The sequence below is a fragment of the Sphingomonas sp. TZW2008 genome, assembly GCF_002117915.1.
Taxonomy (GTDB): domain Bacteria; phylum Pseudomonadota; class Alphaproteobacteria; order Sphingomonadales; family Sphingomonadaceae; genus Sphingomonas.
Genome location: NZ_BDJB01000002.1, coordinates 75383 through 93520, shown reverse-complemented (window position 1 = coordinate 93520; position 18138 = coordinate 75383). Strand labels below are relative to the sequence as shown.

The following is an 18138-nucleotide window of genomic DNA, read 5'->3' as shown; positions in this document are numbered from 1 at the left end:
CCGCCGTCGCCCTCGCTGCAACCGTCATCTTCTGGCTGTGATCAACGAGTCCTGAGCCTAGGGACATCGATTGTCACATCGTATTAGGCGTCAAAAATCGCACCACAATCTCGATCAGGCACTGCTCTTGTCTAGCGGAACCTTCTTCGATCGAAGCGTGTCGTCTAAGACATCGAGCTGGGCCAGAAGATCATCAAAGCCGGTCAGCTTCACAACCGGAAACACACGGGCAAGTTGTTCTCCGATATCTTCAACGCTCCGAGGGAGCACCTTCTGAGTCTTCATCGGCCCGTAATGCGCAGTCGATCATATGAGGTCCACAACGGCTTCAGTGATCCACGTTAGGCCAGCTGCGACGGCCAATAGCGCGGCGACGATGATGGCCTTTTTTCGCCGTGCGCACTTGGTCGCGCCGTATGCGGACAGGTCCAGATACCACCGGGCGCCCTCCGGCTTGATGATGCCAGCCCTGGTGTAGCTTCGGAACATGCTGCGCTGGACCGAGCCTCTTGGCTCGAAGAACATTGCTTCGGATGGCCGCACGGCATCCGCTAGCATGAACGCGTCGGATCCGCCTGTTGGTCGATGGAGTCTAGGAATGCCGCTGTTGTCATGAATTCATCCTTTCCGTCCGCCGATCGCGTCTGAGGGAGAGCGTGAACCCACCGCTATCAAGCGCGAGGAGACAAGGACCGTAAGGGAGGCTTGTGGCCTGCCCGCTGTCAGCAACGCGCAGCAGATTCCCCCGAAGTGCTGGAAAGACAGGCGATTCGTGGTGAAAAATAACATACAAAACGACGAGTATTGATGCGTGCAGCCAAGATGCGAGCTATCGAGGTAGCGGGGGCAGCCTCGGAGCGCCTATGCAACAGTGGATAATGTCGGCGAACATTCGTCGGCTTCGCGATCAAATCGAGAAAGCTCACACCGTCGCCGAACGCGGCCGTCTTCAGAGCATTTTGGACGTAAGGCTCAATGAACTTGCTGGGGCTGAAATCGAAGGCAGACGCTCTAGAGACGGCAAGAGAGGTTGATCACTCGAGAGATACGATACCGCCCTTAGGTTTTTGCACGTAAGGCCGGCTCCTGGAACCGGCCCGGGTGAGAGCTGCCAGCCCGCTAACTGGACGCGGATCTGCCTAGCCGTCACCGTCCGAAGCCGCCTCTTTGAAAGAAGCGATGGTGTCGCGAGAATCGATCATGATGAAGTGCGGGTCGCCACTCGTTCCAAGATCTTAACGAACACAGCGATGTCGCACCGCTACCGGCGCCGCCGCCACATCGAGATAATGTTCGGCCGCCTCACCGGCTGTCGCCGCGTCGCATCCCGCTACGATCGAATGCCCTACGGTTTCCTTCGCGGCCGTGGCCTCGCCGCCACCGCCGTCTTCTGGCTGTGATCAACGGGGTTTGACCCTAAAGCCCGGATCATTCCGCCCAGGTTGGCCTGCTGCCGGTTGCTAGCAGCAACGACGACGCGATCTGATGCCGGTCGACTCGGCCTACGTCTTTCACGCTGCCGTAACCGCGGCTTCGGCGTCTTGATGATGTTGGCGGGCATTTTGGCCTCGGAAATATCTCGCAAACGCCCCGCCCGTTGCGAACCGCATTAAGTGAACAGCTTAAACGGTCGCTGCCGGTTGAGCATCGCAGGCGATGGGCTTATATACCGCCCGTTATGGAAACGACCACCGCACCTTCTACCAAAGGACGCCCGCGGGAGTTCTGTGTTGATCAGGCGCTCGGCAAGGCGCTCGCCGTATTCTGGGCGAAGGGCTATGAGGGCGCGTCGATGGCCGATCTGACCGAGGCGATGGGCATTACCAAGCCCAGCCTCTATGCCGCGTTCGGCAACAAGGAAGCGTTGTTTCACAAGGCGCTGGACCTCTACGAGGCCGAAAAGCTGGCCTATACCCGCGAGGCGCTGCAGGAGCCGACGGCGCGTGCAGTGGCCGAGTATTTCATGCGCGGCGCGATCGATGCGCAGATGAGCAAGTGCGATCCCAAGGGCTGCCTTGGCGTTATCAGTGCCACCGCCTGCGGGGCGGAGGCCGAGTCGATCAAGGCTGACATCATCACTCGCCGTGCGTCGTCGCAGGCGGCGCTGGTCGAGCGTTTCCGCCAGGCAAAACGCGATGGCGATCTGCCGGACCATGTCGATCCCGAGAACCTGACGCTTTACCTCTACGCTATCCTGCAGGGGATGGCGGTGCAGGCGGGCTCTGGCGCAACTCGCGCCGAGTTGGAGCGCGTGGTGGAGACCAGCCTCATGATGTGGCCCGGCGCGTAAGATCGGCGAAAAGAAAAATACCGGTCGGTACAAAATGACGGTTGACGCAGCGCAGCACGATTTCTATACCATACGGTATTGAAAGAGCGCCGCTTCGGCGCTCCTATCCGAAGGGCGCTGCAATGCTTCCTTGTTCGTTTGAGGCAACCCGCGGAACATAATCCGCGGCGCTTCTCTGCATCTTCAATCCTGTGATGGCGGGCCGCGTTGGTGCGCGGCGGCGATCGCTCCTGCGCATCAGTCGCTGATCCGGATCGCCGGAGGCTGGCGCGCGTCCGCATCATAAAAGGGGAATTCCATGGCCTATCTCGCGTTCGACGAAATAGGTGCCGTTCAGCAGGCCGCGTCGGGCGATCGCCCGACCGATGATCGCCTGTCCGCGCTCGAATGGGCAGTTGTCGTGCTCGCCCGCCGCGACACGCTGGCGACGCTTCGCGAACCCGGACGGTTGTCAGTGGCGCTCGGCAATCTGTTCGGCCGAAAACCGAACCCACGTTTGGCCGATCCGAAGCTGGAGGCGCTCCGCCGTCTGGCGGTGCTGGCCTGGCATGACCTGGGCAGGGTGCCGGCGCAGGAGATCACGGACTTTCTCGCGGCCGGCTTCACCAACGGCCATTATGAAACCCTGCGCGCCAGCATTCGTGCGGCGACGTTCAACAAGGCGCAACGTGCATGAACATGCATAGCAAGATCGAGGTCGCGTCCGAGCCGGTCGTGGCCGAGCGCAAGCGATACAAGTGGCGCGCCGGCGCGCTGGTCGCGGCGCCCGTAATAGTCGCGGCGACAGCCGCGGTGCTGCTCCACCGCGAACAGCCGGCGATCGCCGCCCCACCGCCGCCAACCGTCACCATCTCGACCCCGCTGGTTCGCCCGATCACCGAATGGGACGATTATGTCGGCCGGTTCGAGGCGAGCAGATCGGTGGAGGTTCGGCCGCGCGTTTCCGGTGCGGTGACGGCGGTTCACTTCACCGACGGCGCGATCGTCAATAAGGGGCAGCTGCTCTTCACAGTCGATCCGCGACCATTCACCGCGGCGCTGGCCGAGGCACGCGCCAGCCTCGCTACCGCGCAAAGCGACGTGGCTCTTGCGCGCGCGAACCTCGATCGCGCCAACCGACTGGTTGCGGACGACGCGGTGTCGAAGAGCGACTTGGATCAGCTGGCTGCCCGCATGCGCGCAGCGAATGCGGCGCTGGCAGGGGCGCAGGCGCGGGTACGGGCGCGGGCACTCGACGTCGAGTTCACCCAGGTGCGCGCGCCGATCGGCGGCCGCGTGTCGGACCGGCGGATCGATGCGGGCAATTTGGTCGCCGGTGGGGACACCAGCGGCACATTGCTGACGACGATTAACGCGCTCGATCCGATCTATTTCACCTTCGACGGTTCGGAGGCGCTGTTCCTCAAGACGAAGCGCGCGCGGGAGGCGGGTGCTGCGGCGTCGCCGGTCGAGATCAAGCTACAGGACGAAGGCGACTATCGCTGGACGGGCCGGCTCGACTTCACCGACAACGGGCTCGATCCGCGCTCGGGCACGATCCGCGGTCGTGCGGTGCTGCGCAATGCGGACATGTTCCTGACGCCGGGCATGTTCGGCAATATGCGGCTTTCGAGCGGGGGAACGGCGTCGGCGCTGCTGGTGCCCGATGCCGCGGTGCAGACCGATCAGGCGCGCAAGACGCTGCTCACGGTGGCGCGCGACGGAACCGTGACGGTGAAGCCGGTGCAGCTCGGCCCGGTGGTCGACGGGTTGCGCGTGATCCGTAGCGGGCTGGCGGCGGGCGACCGCGTGGTGATCAGCGGAACCCAGATGGCGATGCCGGGCACCAAGGTGCAGGTGCGAGCCGGTCGGATCGCGCCGGTGCACGAGGGCGCGCCGCCGGGTGGGTCTCTCGCCGTTGCCGGTCAGGCGACCTTCGCTTCACGATAGCTTCCTCTACCTCTAACCCGTTCGTGCTGGGCCTGTTGAAGCACGTGCCGCGGGCACCAGCGTTTGTGGCACGCCCTTTGGCAACGCAGCGCGAACGGGAGTGGGCTGACACAGCACGAACCGGCTTCCGAGCCGATCCCATCCATCCTCGTTTCCGGGGAGCCTGCCATGCGCCTGTCGCGCTTCTTCATCACCCGTCCGATCTTCGCGGGCGTCATCGCGGTGATCATCACCATTGTCGGGGCGATCGCCTATTGGGGTCTGCCGGTCGCGCAATATCCCGACATCGTGCCGCCTACCGTCACCGTTACCGCAACGTATCCCGGCGCGTCGGCCGAGACCGTCGCCGAAACGGTCGCCGCGCCGATCGAGCAGGAGATCAACGGCGTCGACAACATGCTGTACCAGTCGAGCCAGTCGACCGGCGACGGCGTCGTCACCATCACCGTGACCTTCAAGATCGGTACCGATCTGGATGCCGCCCAGGTGCTGGTGCAGAACCGCGTCGCCGTGGCGGTGCCGCGATTGCCGACGGAAGTGCAGCGTCTCGGCGTGGTGACGCGCAAGACGTCGCCCGACTTCCTGATGGTGGTGAACCTGATCTCGCCCGATGGGTCGCTCGATCGCGGGTACATCTCCAACTATGCGCTCACTCAGGTCCGCGACCGCCTCGCGCGCATCGATGGCGTCGGCGACGTGCGGCTGTTCGGCAGCCGCGACTACGCGATGCGCGTGTGGATCGATCCGGGCCGCGCCGCCGCCCTGAACCTGACCGCAGGCGACATCGTCTCGGCGCTGCGCGCGCAGAACGTGCAGGTCGCCGCGGGCACGCTCGGCCAACCGCCGTACAACCAGGGCAATGCCTTTCAGCTCAACGTCGAGACGCAGGGGCGGCTGATCGATCCCAAGCAGTTCGGCGACGTGATCGTGCATACCGACGCCGACGGTCATCAGGTGCGCGTGCGCGATGTCGCGCGGGTCGAGCTTGGCGCGCAGGACTATAATTCCAATACCTACCTCTCGGGCCAGCCGACCGTGATCGCGGCGGTATTCCAGCGCCCTGGTACTAATGCGCTCGCCGCCGCCGAAAAAGTGACGGCCGAGATGGAGACGATGTCCAAGTCCTTCCCCAAGGGCCTTGAATATCGCGTGATCTACAACCCCACTGAGTTCATCGCGCAATCGGTGGATGCGGTGATCCATACGCTGTTCGAGGCGATGGTGCTCGTCGTGCTCGTCATCCTGGTGTTCCTGCAGAAGTGGCGCGCGGCGATCATCCCGATCGTGGCTATCCCCGTGTCGCTGGTCGGCACGTTTGCGGTGCTGGCGGCGTTCGGCTATTCGCTCAACACCTTGTCGCTGTTCGGGCTGGTGCTGGCGATCGGCATCGTCGTCGACGACGCGATCGTGGTGGTCGAGAATGTCGAGCGTAACCTCGCCGACGGGCTGACGCCGCTCGAAGCCGCGCGCAAGTCGATGGACGAGGTGTCCGGCGCGCTGGTCGCGATCGTGCTGGTGCTGTGCGCGGTGTTCGTGCCGACCTTGTTCCTCACTGGCATGTCGGGCGCCTTCTACCAGCAGTTCGCCGTCACGATCGCGACCGCGACGATCATCTCGCTGATCGTCTCGCTCACCCTGTCGCCCGCGCTCGCCGCGATCCTGCTCAAGGGGCATGAGGCACAAGGGCATGGCAACCGCATGACGCGGGCGCTGACCCGCGCGGGTGACTGGTTCAACCGCGGGTTCGAGCGGATGAGCGAGCGATATGCCCGCCTGACCGACACGCTCGTGCGTCGCCCCAAGAGCATGATGCTCACCTATGCCGGTCTGATCGCCGCCACCGGCGCGGTGTTCTGGGCCACGCCCACCGGCTTCATTCCGGCGCAGGACCAGGGATATTTCCTGACGGTGGTGCAGCTGCCAGCCGGCGCCTCGGTCGAGCGCACCGATGCGGTGGTGCAAAAAGTCGCCAAGCGCATCCTGCCGCTCGACGGGGTGAAGGGCGTCGTCATGCTGGCGGGATTCGACGGTCCGTCGCAGACGCTCGCGCCCAACACGGCTGCCGCCTACGTTCCGCTCAAGTCGTTCGAGGAGCGCGCCGAACTCGGGGTCACCTTTGCCGGCATCATGGACAAGGTGCGCGCCGCCACCGCCGACATGGACGAGGCGCGCATCCTCGTCATTCCGCCGCCGCTTATCCAGGGCATCGGCTCGGCCGGCGGCTATCGCATGATCGTGCAGGATCGCGAGGGCGGCGACTATCGCAAGCTCGGCGAGGAGACGGGCAAGCTGCTCGCCAAGGCGAACCAGACGGAAGGGCTGGCGCAGGTCTTCACCTTCTTCGACACCGCCACGCCGCGCATCTTCGCCGATATCGATCGCGCCAAGGCCGACATGCTCGGCGTGCCGCCGGAGCGGGTGTTCGAGGCCCTGCAGGTCTATCTCGGCAGTGCGTTCGTCAACGACTTCAACCTGCTCGGCCGCACCTATCGCGTCACCGCACAGGCCGATGCGGCGCACCGCTCGACCCCGGCGGACATCGCCAACCTCAAGACGCGCTCAAACAGCGGCGCGATGGTACCGATCGGATCGGTGTCCAACTTCGAGGACCGCACCGGCCCGTATCGCGTCACCCGCTACAACCTCTTCCCCGCGGTCGAAGTGGATGGCGAGACGGCGCCTGGCTATTCCTCGGGCGCATCGCTGGTGGCGATGGAGAAGATCGCCGCCGAGACGTTGCCCAAGGGCTACGGCACCGAATGGACTGGCATTGCCTTCCAGGAAAAGGCCGCCGGCAGCACCGCGGGCATCGTCTTCGCGCTCGCCGTGGTGTTCGTCTTCCTGGTGCTCGCGGCGCAGTACGAGAGCCTGTTCCTGCCGCTGTCGATCATCCTGATCGTGCCGATGTGCCTGCTCGCGGCGATGATCGGCGTGAACCTGCGCGGCATGGACAATAACGTCCTGACGCAGATCGGGCTGGTGGTGCTGATCGCGCTTGCCGCGAAGAACGCGATCCTAGTGGTCGAGTTCGCCAAGCAGGCCGAGGAGCAGGACGGCCTGTCGCCGGTCGAAGCAGCGGTGCGCGCGGCGCAGGACCGGTTGCGCCCGATCCTGATGACCAGCTTCGCCTTCATCCTGGGCGCGGTGCCGTTGCTGATCGCAACCGGGGCGGGCGCTGAGCTTCGGCAGGCGCTAGGGACGGCGGTGTTCTTCGGGATGATCGGCGTCACTGGCTTCGGCCTGATCTTCACCCCCACCTTCTATGTCGTCTGCCGCGCGCTGGCGGAGCGGATCGGGCGGCGGCGTGCGCGCCCTGCCGCTGATCCCGCACTGCAGCCCGCCGAGTAAGGAGCCTAACGATGCTCAACTTCCTTCGTCATCCCGGTTCCTTCGGCGAAGCTCAGGACAGGCTCGAGCCGGGGGCTCGCTTCTTCCTCTCGGCCGCAGCCAAGGCTGCGGCGACGAAGATGATGCTGACTGCTTCAGCGCTTACGTTGGCGGCGTGTGCGAGCGGCCCTGACTACGCTCGCCCGGTCACGCCAGCATCCGCCGCGGCCCCCTTCGTCTCGGCCAGCACTGCAGTCTCCACGAGCCCCGCCGCCGACGATTGGTGGCGCCTCTACCAGGACCCGGTGCTCGATAGCCTCATCGCGGACGCGCTCGCCGCCAACACCGATATACGCGTCGCCGTGGCGCGGCTCGAACGCGCTCGGGCGAGCCTGCGCGAGGTGCGCAACGATCGCACGCCGCAGGCAACCGTCGGTGCCGGCGCGACGTACAATCGCTTCTCGCAGGTTCAGCGCCTGCCGGGGATCGACAGCGAAAGCTGGCTGATCGACGGGGGGCTCGACGTGTCCTATGAGGTCGACCTGTTCGGTCGCATCAGCCGCAATGTCGAGGCCGCGCGTGGCGATGTCGGCGCTGCATCGGCTGACGCCGACGCGGTGCGCGTCTCGGTCGTCGCGGCGACCACCCGCGCCTATGCCGATGCCGCGGCAGCGGCCGAGCGGCTGGCTGTTGCCGAGTGGATCGTCGCGCTGCTCGATCAGTCGCTCCGCGTCACCGAACGCCGGGTGGAAGTTGGCATGACGACCCCGCTCGACGCCGCCCGCATCGCCGCGCTGCGTGACCAGCGCCGCGCCGACGTGCCGACGCTCGCGGCGGAGCGCCAGGCCGCCTTGTTCCGCCTCGCGACGCTCACCGGCCGCACGCCGCAGGATCTGCCGCCGGTCGCCGCGCAGCGAACGCAGACGCTGCGGCTCGATCAGCCGATCCCCGTCGGTGACGGTGCGGCCCTGCTCGCACGTCGCCCGGACGTGCGCGCGGCCGAACGGCGGCTCGCCGCCGCCACCGCGCGGATCGGCGTCGCGACCGCCGATCTCTACCCGCGCATCACGCTTGGCGGCTCGATCGGCCAGACCAGCACCGGCCTTGGCAATTTGTTCGGTGCCGGGCCGCTCAACTGGCTGCTCGGGCCGCTGCTGAGCTGGAACGTTAATCAGGGTCGCGCCCGCGCGCAGATTGCCGGGGCGGAGGCGGACACACAGGCCGCGCTCGCCACGTTCGACGGCGCCGTGCTGACCGCGCTGGAGGAAACCGAAACTGCGCTCTCCAACTACAAGCAAGCGATCGAGCGCCGCAGCGCGCTGACCCAAGCACGCAGCGCCGCCGAGCGCGCTGCGCGCATCACCCGCGCAGAGCGGCGTGAGGGGCAGATCGACAGTCTTTCGCAGCTCGACGCCGAACGCACCTTTGCCGACACGGAGGCCGCGCTGGCGCTTGCCGATGCGCAGATCGCCCGCGCCCAGATCGACGTCTTTCGCGCTTTGGGTGGAGGCTGGGGCGGACCGAACCGCGATCATCGTCGACCGGGGGCTCGGCAGCTTGGCTCCGTGCCGAAAACTGGCGCGGCCGTCCGATGAACGCGTTGAACGCCGCCGATGATGGGAACGCCAGTTGAACGCGTTGCTGTATCTACTCTGTGGTCCGGAGAGCAACCGATGCGCGCTCCAACACCGTCTCAATAAAGGCTCTTAGGTCGGCCAGCATCAGTTCCGGTTCTTCCAGCGCAGCGAAATGCCCGCCTCGCGGCATGTCGGTCCAATGCACGATGTTGTAGGTCCTCTCTGCAAAGGAGCGCGGCGGTGGTAGGAAAACCGGATCGGGGAAGGCCGCAACGCCGGTCGGTACCTGGATGCGGGTCCCGGCCGCCAGCATCCGCGACCCCTCAAGCCGGCAGCCGTAGTATATCCAGGTTGCCGTCACGAACGATTTTGGCGCGATGTAGAGCATGATGTTCGTGAGCAGTTCCTCTTCGGAAAACTTACTCCAGATGTCGGGGTCGCCGGCGGCGGTTTTCGGAAGATCGGCCCATTTACCGAACTTTTCGAGCATCCAGCCTGCCGCTCCGACCGGGCTGTCGGCCATCGCGACGCCGAGCGTCTGTGGCCGGGTTTCCTGTTCGTGGAAGTAGGCGCTCTCCCGATCAGCAATCGCGGCACGCTTGGCGGCGAAGGACTTCTCCTCGTCGGTCGTCGGAACAGCATCCGCCGCACGCACGGTCATCATGTTGATATGGATGCCGAGCAAAGCGTCCGGTTGATCATGCGCCGCCCAGGTCGCGATGCTGTGGCCCCAATCGCCCCCCTGGACGAAATACCGCGCATCGCCGAACAGTCGTATCATCAGGCCATGCAGGAGTGCAGCTGCCCGTCGCGGGCCGATCGGGCGCGTGATGGGGTTGGAGAAGGCGAAACCTGGAAGCGAGGGGACGACGACATCGTGCCCGTCCGCTGCGAGCGGCTCCAACAGCCGCTCGAACTCGAGGTACGAGCCCGGCCAGCCGTGGAGAAGCAGGACAGGCGGTTTCGAGCCGTCGCCCTTTACATGGGCAAAGTGAAGGCGCTCGCCTTCCACGTCGGTGGTGAAGTTGGGTAGCGCGTTGAGGCGCCGTTCGACCGCGCGCCAGTCGTAGCTGTCCCGCCAATACGTGACGAGCCGCTTGAGGTCATCAATCCCGACCCCTGCCGACCAGCCCCCGGCATCCGGCAACAGGCCCCAGTCATAAGCCACGATTTTTGCTCTGATCGTGGCGAGCCGTTCGTCAGGAATGTCTATTGTGTACGGTGAGATCATCTTATTCTCCCCCGAAGCTGGGATGCGGTTCGATTAGGAGGGCGAACGAGCGTTCCCTTCTCGCGATGTCGATGCGTGACGTGAGGGTCTGCTTGTGGATCTTCATGTAAGCGTAGTCACCTCGAAGACCTCTAGGTTCGCTCGCCGCTAGGGGGTCTTCAGAGCGCCATGGAAGCCGCGGGCGCTACGTTGATGCGTTCAATATCGGTTCGTGGAGGAGCGCCGAACAAACGACGGTACTCGCGGCTGAATTGCGACGGGCTCTCATAGCCGACAGCAAAACCGGCCGTGCTCGCCGTGGCGCCTTCCGCCACCATCAACCGCCTGGCCTCCTGCAGCCGCAACTGCTTCTGGTATTCAAGCGGCGTCATGCGGGTGATTGCCTTGAAGTGCGCGTGGAGGGATGAGGGGCTCATCCCGGCTTCCGCGGCGACGTCGTCGATGCGGATCGGCGCATCGAAGCGGCGGCGGATCGCGGCGATCGCGCGGCTGACCTGATTGAGACGGCTGCCGGCGGTCGCCACGTGGCGCAGCATCGCTCCGTGCGGGCCGATGAGCAGACGGTACAGGATCTCGCGTTCTATCAGCGGCGCCAGCGCGCGGATCGTCTCGGGACGGTCGAGTAGCCCGACCAGTCGGCAAGCCGCATCGATCAGGTCGGGATCGCTCGGATAGACGCCGAGGACTGGCAGGTCGGAGCGGGGTGCCGCGCCGCCCTCGCTCACCATGAGATCTGCCAGCATCGCAAGATCAAGATCGATCTTGCAGCACAGATAGGGTCGCTCGGGGCTTGCATCGATGACAGTGCCGACGAGCGGCAGGTCGACCGAGACAAGAAGATAATGGGCAGCATCATAGACCACGCTGTGTTCGCCGATCGACACAACCTTCGACCCTTGGGCGATTAGGCAAAGCGATGCCTCGTAGACCGCTGGCGTCGGCGTGCTCGGCGCATCGGCACGGATCAACGACAGCCGCGGCATGGCCGTAGACCACATACCCGCCTCCACTACATGCCGCTCAATGACGGTGGCGAGTCCAGCGATCCGGTCCATGCCGATCTTCCTCACTCAGCCTCGCGGTATCGGCAAGTGCGCGAACGCGATTTCGGAGGATCGTGCAAGCCATTCGGGCGATCGTTCTACCGCCTCGCAGCGGCCTCGACCCATCTGTCTGCCGTCACAGCAACGAAAGGACTGCATCATGGCAGGAAGCATCGACAAGATCGTCCTCATCACTGGCGCCTCGAGCGGTATCGGTGAGGCAACTGCCCGTGAACTGGCAGGAGCGGGCGCCCAACTGTTCATCGGCGCACGCCGCGGGGAGCGTTTGAAGGCGCTGGCCGAGGAGTTGGGTGATACCGTCGCCTGGCGCGAGCTCGACGTTACCGACGGCGCCGACTTCGACAGGTTCGTCGAGGCCGCCGAGGCGCGGTTTGGGCGGATTGACGCGCTCGTCAACAATGCCGGCGTGATGCCGCTGTCGCCGTTGGCAGCGGTCAAGCGCGACGAGTGGAAGCGGATGGTCGACGTCAACATCCATGGTGTCCTCAACGGCATCGCCGCGGTCCTGCCGCGGTTCGTGGCGCAACAGCGCGGCCATGTCGTCAACGTTGCGTCGGTAGCAGCGCACATGGTGATGCCCACCGCCGCGGTATATTGTGGCACCAAGCATGCGGTGCGCGCGATCACGGAGGGGTTGCGGCAGGAGCATGACGACATCCGCTCGACGCTGATCTCGCCGGGCGTGGTGGCTACCGAGCTTGGCCACGACATCACCGATCCTGACGTCGCGGCGGCACTGCTGGGCTGGCGGAAGAAGTCGCTGACGCCAAGCGCGATCGCGCGGGCCGTCCGCTACGCGCTCGAGCAGCCCGAGGGTGTCGATATCAACGAGGTAATCGTGCGCCCGACCGCTGCGGACATGTGAGGACGTGGGCGTGCCGGTGCGTAAGCCGGCACGCCAGGCTGTCGCTCCGTCCGCATGAATGAGCTACAGGTATGAGGTAGCTAGATGCGAGACTGGGATGACCGAAGTTGGGTCTTCCAGGCGGTTGGACCGGCGGATAGCACCGGAACGATTGGGGCACCGCCAGTTCAGCCTGGCTATGTTAGGAAAGCCTTGAGCCGCATTTGATAGTACGACCCTATGCTCACCATCTCTGAAACGGGTGCTCACGCCGAACTGGTTGCCGGCATTCAAGCGCCCTGGAACGCTACCGTCGGCGAATGCCTCAGGCGATGGGCCGCGCTCGCGCCGGTCGAGCGATCGCGCAGTTACCTCGTCTTGCGCGGCGAAGCGGGCGCGAGGCGCACGCTGAACGCTTCAGCTATCGGTGAACTGGCTCGTCACATCGACGAGGATCAGCAGCGCGTCTCATAACTAGAGCTACAGCTCTGACTGACTAGTTGGGGCCGCGAGAGGTTGCATACAGTTTCGGCAATTAACGCCGCGCGCAACGTTGAGCGATCCGCGGATCCCGCCTTAACGCGTGGCCGGCAGGCGTTAGATGCCGCGCACGGACAGGCCGATGCGGAAGGTGCGGCCGGGTGCGGGCAGGCCGAGCTGCGGGACGATCGCGGTATCGATGAGGTTGTCGCCGCGCGCGAACAGCTCGATCGCGCCGTCCGCCGCGTCGATACGCTGACTGACGCGCAGATTGAGCGCGGTCGAGCGCGGCAGCGCGACGAGCACGCCATCGGCATCGGCGGAATAGGCGCGGCCGACGTGAAGCAGCTCGGCAAGCACCCCGAAGCCCGATACGGCGACGCGTTCGCCGTAGAGGCGTGCGAGCAGGTCGGGCTTCTCGGCGAGCCGGTCGCTGGTGCCGGCGGGCGGCTCCTTGCGGCGCGTCCGCGTGAGCGTCGCACTGCCGCCGAGCGACCAGCCGGGGGCGGGCTGCCACGCGGCGGTCGCTTCCAGCCCGCGCACCGTCGAGCCGGGCAGGTTGATACGCTGACGCAGCCGGCCGACGTTGCGCTGGTCGATCGTGCCGTCGAGATCCTGCGCGAAGGCGACCAGCGACAGCGAAAGGTCGTCGCGCGTCCAGTCGGCGCCGAGCTCCGCGCTGACAACGCGCTCGGGGCGCAGATCGGGGTTGATCAGGAAGCGGTTGAGCGCCTGGCCGAACAGCTCGCGCATCGTTGGCGCGCGGATCTTGCGCCCGAGCGTCGCGCGCAGTCGCCAGCCCGCCGCGGCGCGCCACGCGAGGCCAGCGCGCCCGGTCCACCCCTCCGCCGCGTCGATCGGCGGCTTGTCACCGGTATCGACATAGGCGACGCGATCGTAGCCGCCGCCCAGATCCATCTCGAGCCGGTCGGTCAAGGCGGTCACGGTATCGAGCCCGACGCTGGCGTTGCGCTGGCGATAGCGCAGGAAGGCGGGCAGCCGCAGCGGCGGCGCGCCGTTGGTGAAGCCGGTATCGCGCTGATCGTGCGTTGATTCGAGCAGGTTGAGCGAGGCGGTGACGCGCGTCGGCCCGGCTGCCTGGCTAAGCAGTACGCGCGTGCCGACGGTGCGATCGCGATCCACCTCCTGCGTGTCGCGGCGACGATAGGTAGCGTCGGTGTAGCTGTCGATCGTTTGGTCGAAGCGCTGATACCAGCCGATCACGTCGAGCGTCGTCGTGTCGCCGAGCATCACGCCGGCCTTGCCGGACAGAAGCGTGTGGCGAAGCGTCGGATAGCGCCAGAAGCGCGCGCCGCTCGCCCGGTCGCTCTCCGGCGCGATACCCTTGTCGCCCGCAACGTGGAAGGCGGTGAACGACAGGCGGTGGTCACCCGCACGGGTCGATGCCTGCGCGAAGATGCTGGCGAGATCGCGATCGGTGTTGGTGCGCAGCGTGCCGGCTTGGGCGAAGGGCAGCGCGGCATCGTCCGCCACCGTCTCACCCGCGCGCGTGGCGTAGCTCGCGCCAATCGTCAGGTCGGTGGCGCCAACGGTGAGCGGCGCGACGCCTGCGAGGTCGCGGATGTTGCCGCTGCCGACCAGCCCGCGCGCACCGAACGCGTCGGGACGCGCCGGGGCGAAGCTGACCGCGCCTAGCGCATTGACGCCGTAGCGCGGCGCGAGCGGGGCGGCGGCGACCTGCGCGCGGCCGACGAGGCCGGCGGGAAGCATCGACAGGTCGAGCCGGTTGTCCCACGGCACGTTGATCGCGGCGCCGTCGTAGAACACCGCCACCTGCCGCTCGGCCGCGCCGCGCACAAAGGCGATCGCCTCGCCGCGCGAATTGACCGGCACGTAGACCGAGGGAAGCCGGCGCACGACTTCGTCCGCGGCATTGGCGGCAATGCGGTCGATCGCGGCTGTTCCGAGCGCATAGCGCGTCTCGAATGGCGGCGGGGTACGCGCGGGCGTGACGATGATGTCGCCGGTTGGATCAGCTTCCTGCGCCGCCGCAGGCCACGTAGCGAGCAGCAGGACGCCGAGCAGCGTGCCGCGCCGCCAGCCAAAGGAGGTGGCGCCGCCGCCGTCACGATACGTCAATTGTCGTCGCTTTCCTCTTCGTCGTCGGTCGTCGCCGCCACGTCGAGCCGCGCGCCGTCCACGCCCTGCAGGAACCGGCCGAGCTGCGCGGTGGTGACGGGGCCGATCGCACGATCGAGATCGGCGGTGACGGCATCGATCTGCGCGCGCAGCTCGACGAGCCGTGCCGCGGCGTCGGCCGGCACCTTCTGATCGGCGTTGTTAGTCTGATTGTAGAGATAGATGACGTGCGTCTGCAGGCCGGGCTTGCTGTAGCGGATCTTGGGCGTGATCAGCCGTTTCGCGATCGGTACTAGTGCCTGTTCGCGCGCCGGATCGGGGGCGGTGGCGAGCGCCGCCTGCGCCTGCGTCACGCGGCTAACGGCGAGGTTGGTGTCATTGACGAGCTTAAGCACGCGGACATTGTGGTCGTACAGCGCGGCGAGATCGGCGGCGGTGATGCCGCTGGCGAGAACGCGCGGGTCTTCCGCGACGACGAGCGGCTGACTGATAGTCGTGCCGCCAGCGGCCATCTCGACGGTATAGCTGCCCGGCGGCACCATCGGCCCCGCGGGATAGCGCCGGCCCGCAACCGGCTTCGCACCCTCCGGCTCGCCCGACTGGCGCAAATCCCAGATGAAGCGGTGCATGCCGGGCGTCGCGTCGAGCTTCGCCGGATAGCTGGGGCGATAGCGGCCGAGATCCTCGTCGCCGCCGCCACCGCCGCCTCCGCTCGCTGCCGGCCCTTCGCTGGTGAAGCGGCGAACCACCGTGCCGGCCGCGTTGCGGATCGTCATGGTGACGGGCGTCGCATCGCCCGCGAGATAATAGTCGATCTGCGCGCCGGGCAGGATGTACTCGGGCCCCATCGTCGGATCGGAGCCCTTGTCACCGCTGGCGTTGACGCGGATCGCGATAGCGGGCGTGTAGAGCCGCGTCGCCTTGGCCGCGGCGCCGCGCGGCAGTTGGCGCAGGACCGATAGGTTATCGAGCACCCAGAAGCCGCGGCCCTGGGTAGAGAGCGCCATGTCACCATGCGCGAGCCTGAGGTCGGTTACCGGCGTCGCGGGCAGGTTGAGCTGCAGGCTCTGCCAGTTCGCGCCGTCGTCGAACGAAGCGTAAAGGCCGTATTCGGTGCCGGCATAGAGCAGGCCGGGGCGCTCGGGATCCTCGCGCACGACGCGTGTCGGCTCGTCCGCCGCGATGCCGTTGCGCCCGTTGGTCAGCCGCGTCCACGTCTTGCCGTAATCGCGTGTACGATAAAGGTAGGGCGAAAAATCACCGAGTAAATAGCGGTAGATTGCCGCATAGGCGGTGCCGGGATCGCGAACGCCGGGCTCGATATTCTGTACCCGGCCGCCGGGCGGCAGGCCCTTGGGCGTCACGTTCTGCCACGTCGCGCCATCATCCTGCGTGACGTGGATCAGCCCGTCGTTCGATCCAGCCCAGATCACGCCGGGCTTCAGCTTGCTCTCGCGGATCGCGTAGACGGTCGAATAGACTTCCTCGCCGGTCGCATCGATCGTGATCGGGCTGCCCGAGGCATATTGCTTGTCGGCGGGTTTGGCGGTGAGATCGGGGCTGATCGCCTGCCAGGTAACGCCGCCGTCGCGCGAGCGATGGACGAGGTGCGAGCCGTAGTAGATGGTATTCGCGTCGACCGGCGAGATCTCGAGCGGGGCGACGCGCTGGAAGCGGTAGCGCAGGTCCTTGGGATCGCTGCCATAGAGCGACTCGCTGCCGATCCAGTAATTCTCCTCATTGGCGTTGGTCGCGAGATCCAGGCGGCTGAACTGCCCCTTGCATGCGCCCCAAACCTTGGTCGGATCGCCCATCTTGGGGATGATCGGCCCCGTCTCGCAGCCCGGCCCGATGCGGTAATCCTGTCCGTCGCCGAGCGAGAGCGCCGGGACGATCACCGTCGTATTGTCCTGCTGCGCGCCGTAGAGGCGATAGGGGAACTGATCGTCGACCGCGACCTGGTAAAGCTCGGCGGTCGGCTGATTGGCCTGCGTCGTCCAATTGTCGCCGCCGTCCACCGAGACGTTGGCGCCGCCGTCGTTCGCCTGGATCATGATCCGCGAATCGCGCGGGTTCATCCACACGTCATGGTTGTCGCCGTGCGGCACCGGCCGCGTGACGAAGCTCTTGCCGCCGTCGACTGACTTGAACCACCCCTCGTTGCCGACGAACACAGTGTCGGCGTTGGTCGGATCGACGCCAAGCGTCGTATAATAGAAGGGGCGGGTGACGAGCTTGCCGTCGCCATTGACGAGCCGCCACGTCGCGCCGGCATCGTCCGATCGATAGAGGCCCTGGCCGGGCTTCGCCTCGATCAGCGCGTAGAGCGTGTTCGGCGCGGCGGCGGTGACGCCGATGTTGGCGCGGCCGAACAACCCGGTCGGCAGCCCGCCGCCGAGCTTCGTCCACGTGTCGCCGCCGTCGAGCGACTTGTAGACGCCGCCGTCGGTGCTGCCCGAGATGATCGACCACGGCTGACGCAGCCCGTGCCACATCGTGGCGTAGAGGACGGCGGGATTATCGGCCTGGAACTCGATATCGGCGGCGCCGAGGCGATCGTTGAGAAAGAGGATCTTTTTCCACGTCTTGCCGCCGTCGCGCGTGCGATAGACGCCGCGCTCCTTGGTGTATTTGAACGGATCGCCGGTGGCGGCGACGAAGACCTCGTCTGGGTTGGTCGGGTTGACGCGCACCGTGGCGATCTGCCCCACGTCGCGCAGTCCCATGAAGGTCCACGTCTTCGCGCCGTCGACCGACTTGTAGAGCCCCTTGCCGATCGAGACGTTGCTGCGGATCTTCGACGAACCCGTGCCGGCATAGACGATCTCGGGATTACTCTCCGCCACCGCGACCGCACCGATCGAGCCGACGCGGATCTGCCCGTCGGTCGTGTTGACCCACTTGTGCCCCGCGTCGGTCGTCTTCCACACGCCGCCGCCCACGGTGCCCATGTAGAAGGTGCGCGGTTGCGAGGGCACGCCGGTGACCGTGGTCACGCGCCCGCCGCGCCAGGGACCGACGTGGCGGAACTTCATCCCCCCCCATTGCGCCTTGTCGTACGGTCGCGCGGTGGCGACGCTGGCGGTGCCCGCGAGCAGACCCGCGATAGCGAGCAAGGCGAAATGACGGTTCATGGCAGGCCCCCGATACGATGCATGGTCGCGACCGTCCGGTGATCCGGTATCGGAAGCGGGATGCGGCGAAGCTTCATGATTATGCTGCGAGCGGCAACCACTGTTCCGGCGCAGCAACAATTACTAACACTTTAAGTACAACGATAACAACGACATGCCTAT

General features: G+C 66.0%; 12 protein-coding genes and 1 pseudogene. 8 read left to right on the top strand and 5 right to left on the bottom strand.

Translation table 11 applies throughout. The features are described from left to right. Nucleotides 1-114: 114 nt before the first annotated feature. Nucleotides 115-285: a hypothetical protein gene (locus tag B7L05_RS17315; RefSeq protein ID WP_179187089.1), complete on the bottom strand. Its 171-nt coding sequence runs from the start codon at nt 283-285 to the stop codon at nt 115-117. Nucleotides 286-1259: 974 nt separating this feature from the next. Here B7L05_RS17315 and B7L05_RS16810 point away from each other — a divergent pair. The 6 genes and pseudogenes from B7L05_RS16810 to B7L05_RS01715 form a co-directional block, all read left to right on the top strand. Next, a pseudogene (locus B7L05_RS16810) lies at nt 1260-1400 on the top strand (IS5/IS1182 family transposase); the annotation flags it as partial. Nucleotides 1401-1678: 278 nt separating this feature from the next. After that, nucleotides 1679-2290 carry a TetR/AcrR family transcriptional regulator gene (locus B7L05_RS01735; protein WP_085808497.1) on the top strand — a complete coding sequence of 204 codons (612 nt, stop codon included), beginning with the start codon at nt 1679-1681 and terminating at the stop codon, nt 2288-2290. A 298-nt stretch (nt 2291-2588) separates the two neighbouring features. Next, complete coding sequence (locus tag B7L05_RS01730) at nt 2589-2966, top strand: hypothetical protein (protein ID WP_085808496.1); 378 nt, start codon at nt 2589-2591, stop codon at nt 2964-2966. Continuing rightward, nucleotides 2963-4219 (top strand): efflux RND transporter periplasmic adaptor subunit, encoded by a 1257-nt coding sequence (locus tag B7L05_RS01725; protein ID WP_085808495.1) that lies wholly within the window; start codon nt 2963-2965, stop codon nt 4217-4219. Before B7L05_RS01730 ends, B7L05_RS01725 begins: the two co-directional genes overlap by 4 nt. A gap of 168 nt (nt 4220-4387) precedes the next feature. Further along, nucleotides 4388-7567, top strand: coding sequence for an efflux RND transporter permease subunit (locus B7L05_RS01720; protein ID WP_085808494.1), 3180 nt, complete (start codon nt 4388-4390; stop codon nt 7565-7567). Between the two features lie 119 nt (nt 7568-7686). Continuing rightward, the gene (locus B7L05_RS01715; protein ID WP_085808513.1) at nt 7687-9141 is read left to right on the top strand and encodes an efflux transporter outer membrane subunit; all 1455 of its coding nucleotides are present in this window, start codon (nt 7687-7689) and stop codon (nt 9139-9141) included. A gap of 52 nt (nt 9142-9193) precedes the next feature. Here the strand turns inward: B7L05_RS01715 and B7L05_RS01710 are convergent, their stop codons facing one another. Both B7L05_RS01710 and B7L05_RS01705 read right to left on the bottom strand, forming a co-directional pair. Next, nucleotides 9194-10354, bottom strand: coding sequence for an epoxide hydrolase family protein (locus tag B7L05_RS01710; RefSeq protein WP_085808493.1), 1161 nt, complete (start codon nt 10352-10354; stop codon nt 9194-9196). A 158-nt stretch (nt 10355-10512) separates the two neighbouring features. Beyond that, on the bottom strand, nt 10513-11409 hold the full coding sequence (locus B7L05_RS01705) for an AraC family transcriptional regulator (RefSeq protein ID WP_085808492.1): 897 nt from the start codon (nt 11407-11409) through the stop codon (nt 10513-10515). A 148-nt stretch (nt 11410-11557) separates the two neighbouring features. Here B7L05_RS01705 and B7L05_RS01700 point away from each other — a divergent pair, with 148 nt between their 5' ends. Further along, nucleotides 11558-12283 carry an SDR family oxidoreductase gene (locus tag B7L05_RS01700; protein ID WP_085808491.1) on the top strand — a complete coding sequence of 242 codons (726 nt, stop codon included), beginning with the start codon at nt 11558-11560 and terminating at the stop codon, nt 12281-12283. A 219-nt stretch (nt 12284-12502) separates the two neighbouring features. Beyond that, the gene (locus B7L05_RS01695; protein ID WP_085808490.1) at nt 12503-12736 is read left to right on the top strand and encodes a hypothetical protein; all 234 of its coding nucleotides are present in this window, start codon (nt 12503-12505) and stop codon (nt 12734-12736) included. A gap of 123 nt (nt 12737-12859) precedes the next feature. Here B7L05_RS01695 and B7L05_RS01690 read toward each other — a convergent pair whose 3' ends face one another. After that, nucleotides 12860-14842, bottom strand: coding sequence for a TonB-dependent receptor (locus B7L05_RS01690; protein ID WP_085808489.1), 1983 nt, complete (start codon nt 14840-14842; stop codon nt 12860-12862). Further along, complete coding sequence (locus B7L05_RS01685) at nt 14839-17976, bottom strand: hypothetical protein (protein ID WP_144037077.1); 3138 nt, start codon at nt 17974-17976, stop codon at nt 14839-14841. The genes B7L05_RS01690 and B7L05_RS01685 overlap by 4 nt, the downstream gene beginning before the upstream one ends. Nucleotides 17977-18138: the final 162 nt, after the last annotated feature.

Coding starts and splice junctions, on each gene's coding strand:
- B7L05_RS17315 (WP_179187089.1), bottom strand. CDS start 285: ATGAAGACTCAGAAGGTGCTCCCTCGGAGCGTTGAAGATATCGGAGAA.
- B7L05_RS01735 (WP_085808497.1), top strand. CDS start 1,679: ATGGAAACGACCACCGCACCTTCTACCAAAGGACGCCCGCGGGAGTTC.
- B7L05_RS01730 (WP_085808496.1), top strand. CDS start 2,589: ATGGCCTATCTCGCGTTCGACGAAATAGGTGCCGTTCAGCAGGCCGCG.
- B7L05_RS01725 (WP_085808495.1), top strand. CDS start 2,963: ATGAACATGCATAGCAAGATCGAGGTCGCGTCCGAGCCGGTCGTGGCC.
- B7L05_RS01720 (WP_085808494.1), top strand. CDS start 4,388: ATGCGCCTGTCGCGCTTCTTCATCACCCGTCCGATCTTCGCGGGCGTC.
- B7L05_RS01715 (WP_085808513.1), top strand. CDS start 7,687: ATGATGCTGACTGCTTCAGCGCTTACGTTGGCGGCGTGTGCGAGCGGC.
- B7L05_RS01710 (WP_085808493.1), bottom strand. CDS start 10,354: ATGATCTCACCGTACACAATAGACATTCCTGACGAACGGCTCGCCACG.
- B7L05_RS01705 (WP_085808492.1), bottom strand. CDS start 11,409: ATGGACCGGATCGCTGGACTCGCCACCGTCATTGAGCGGCATGTAGTG.
- B7L05_RS01700 (WP_085808491.1), top strand. CDS start 11,558: ATGGCAGGAAGCATCGACAAGATCGTCCTCATCACTGGCGCCTCGAGC.
- B7L05_RS01695 (WP_085808490.1), top strand. CDS start 12,503: ATGCTCACCATCTCTGAAACGGGTGCTCACGCCGAACTGGTTGCCGGC.
- B7L05_RS01685 (WP_144037077.1), bottom strand. CDS start 17,976: ATGAACCGTCATTTCGCCTTGCTCGCTATCGCGGGTCTGCTCGCGGGC.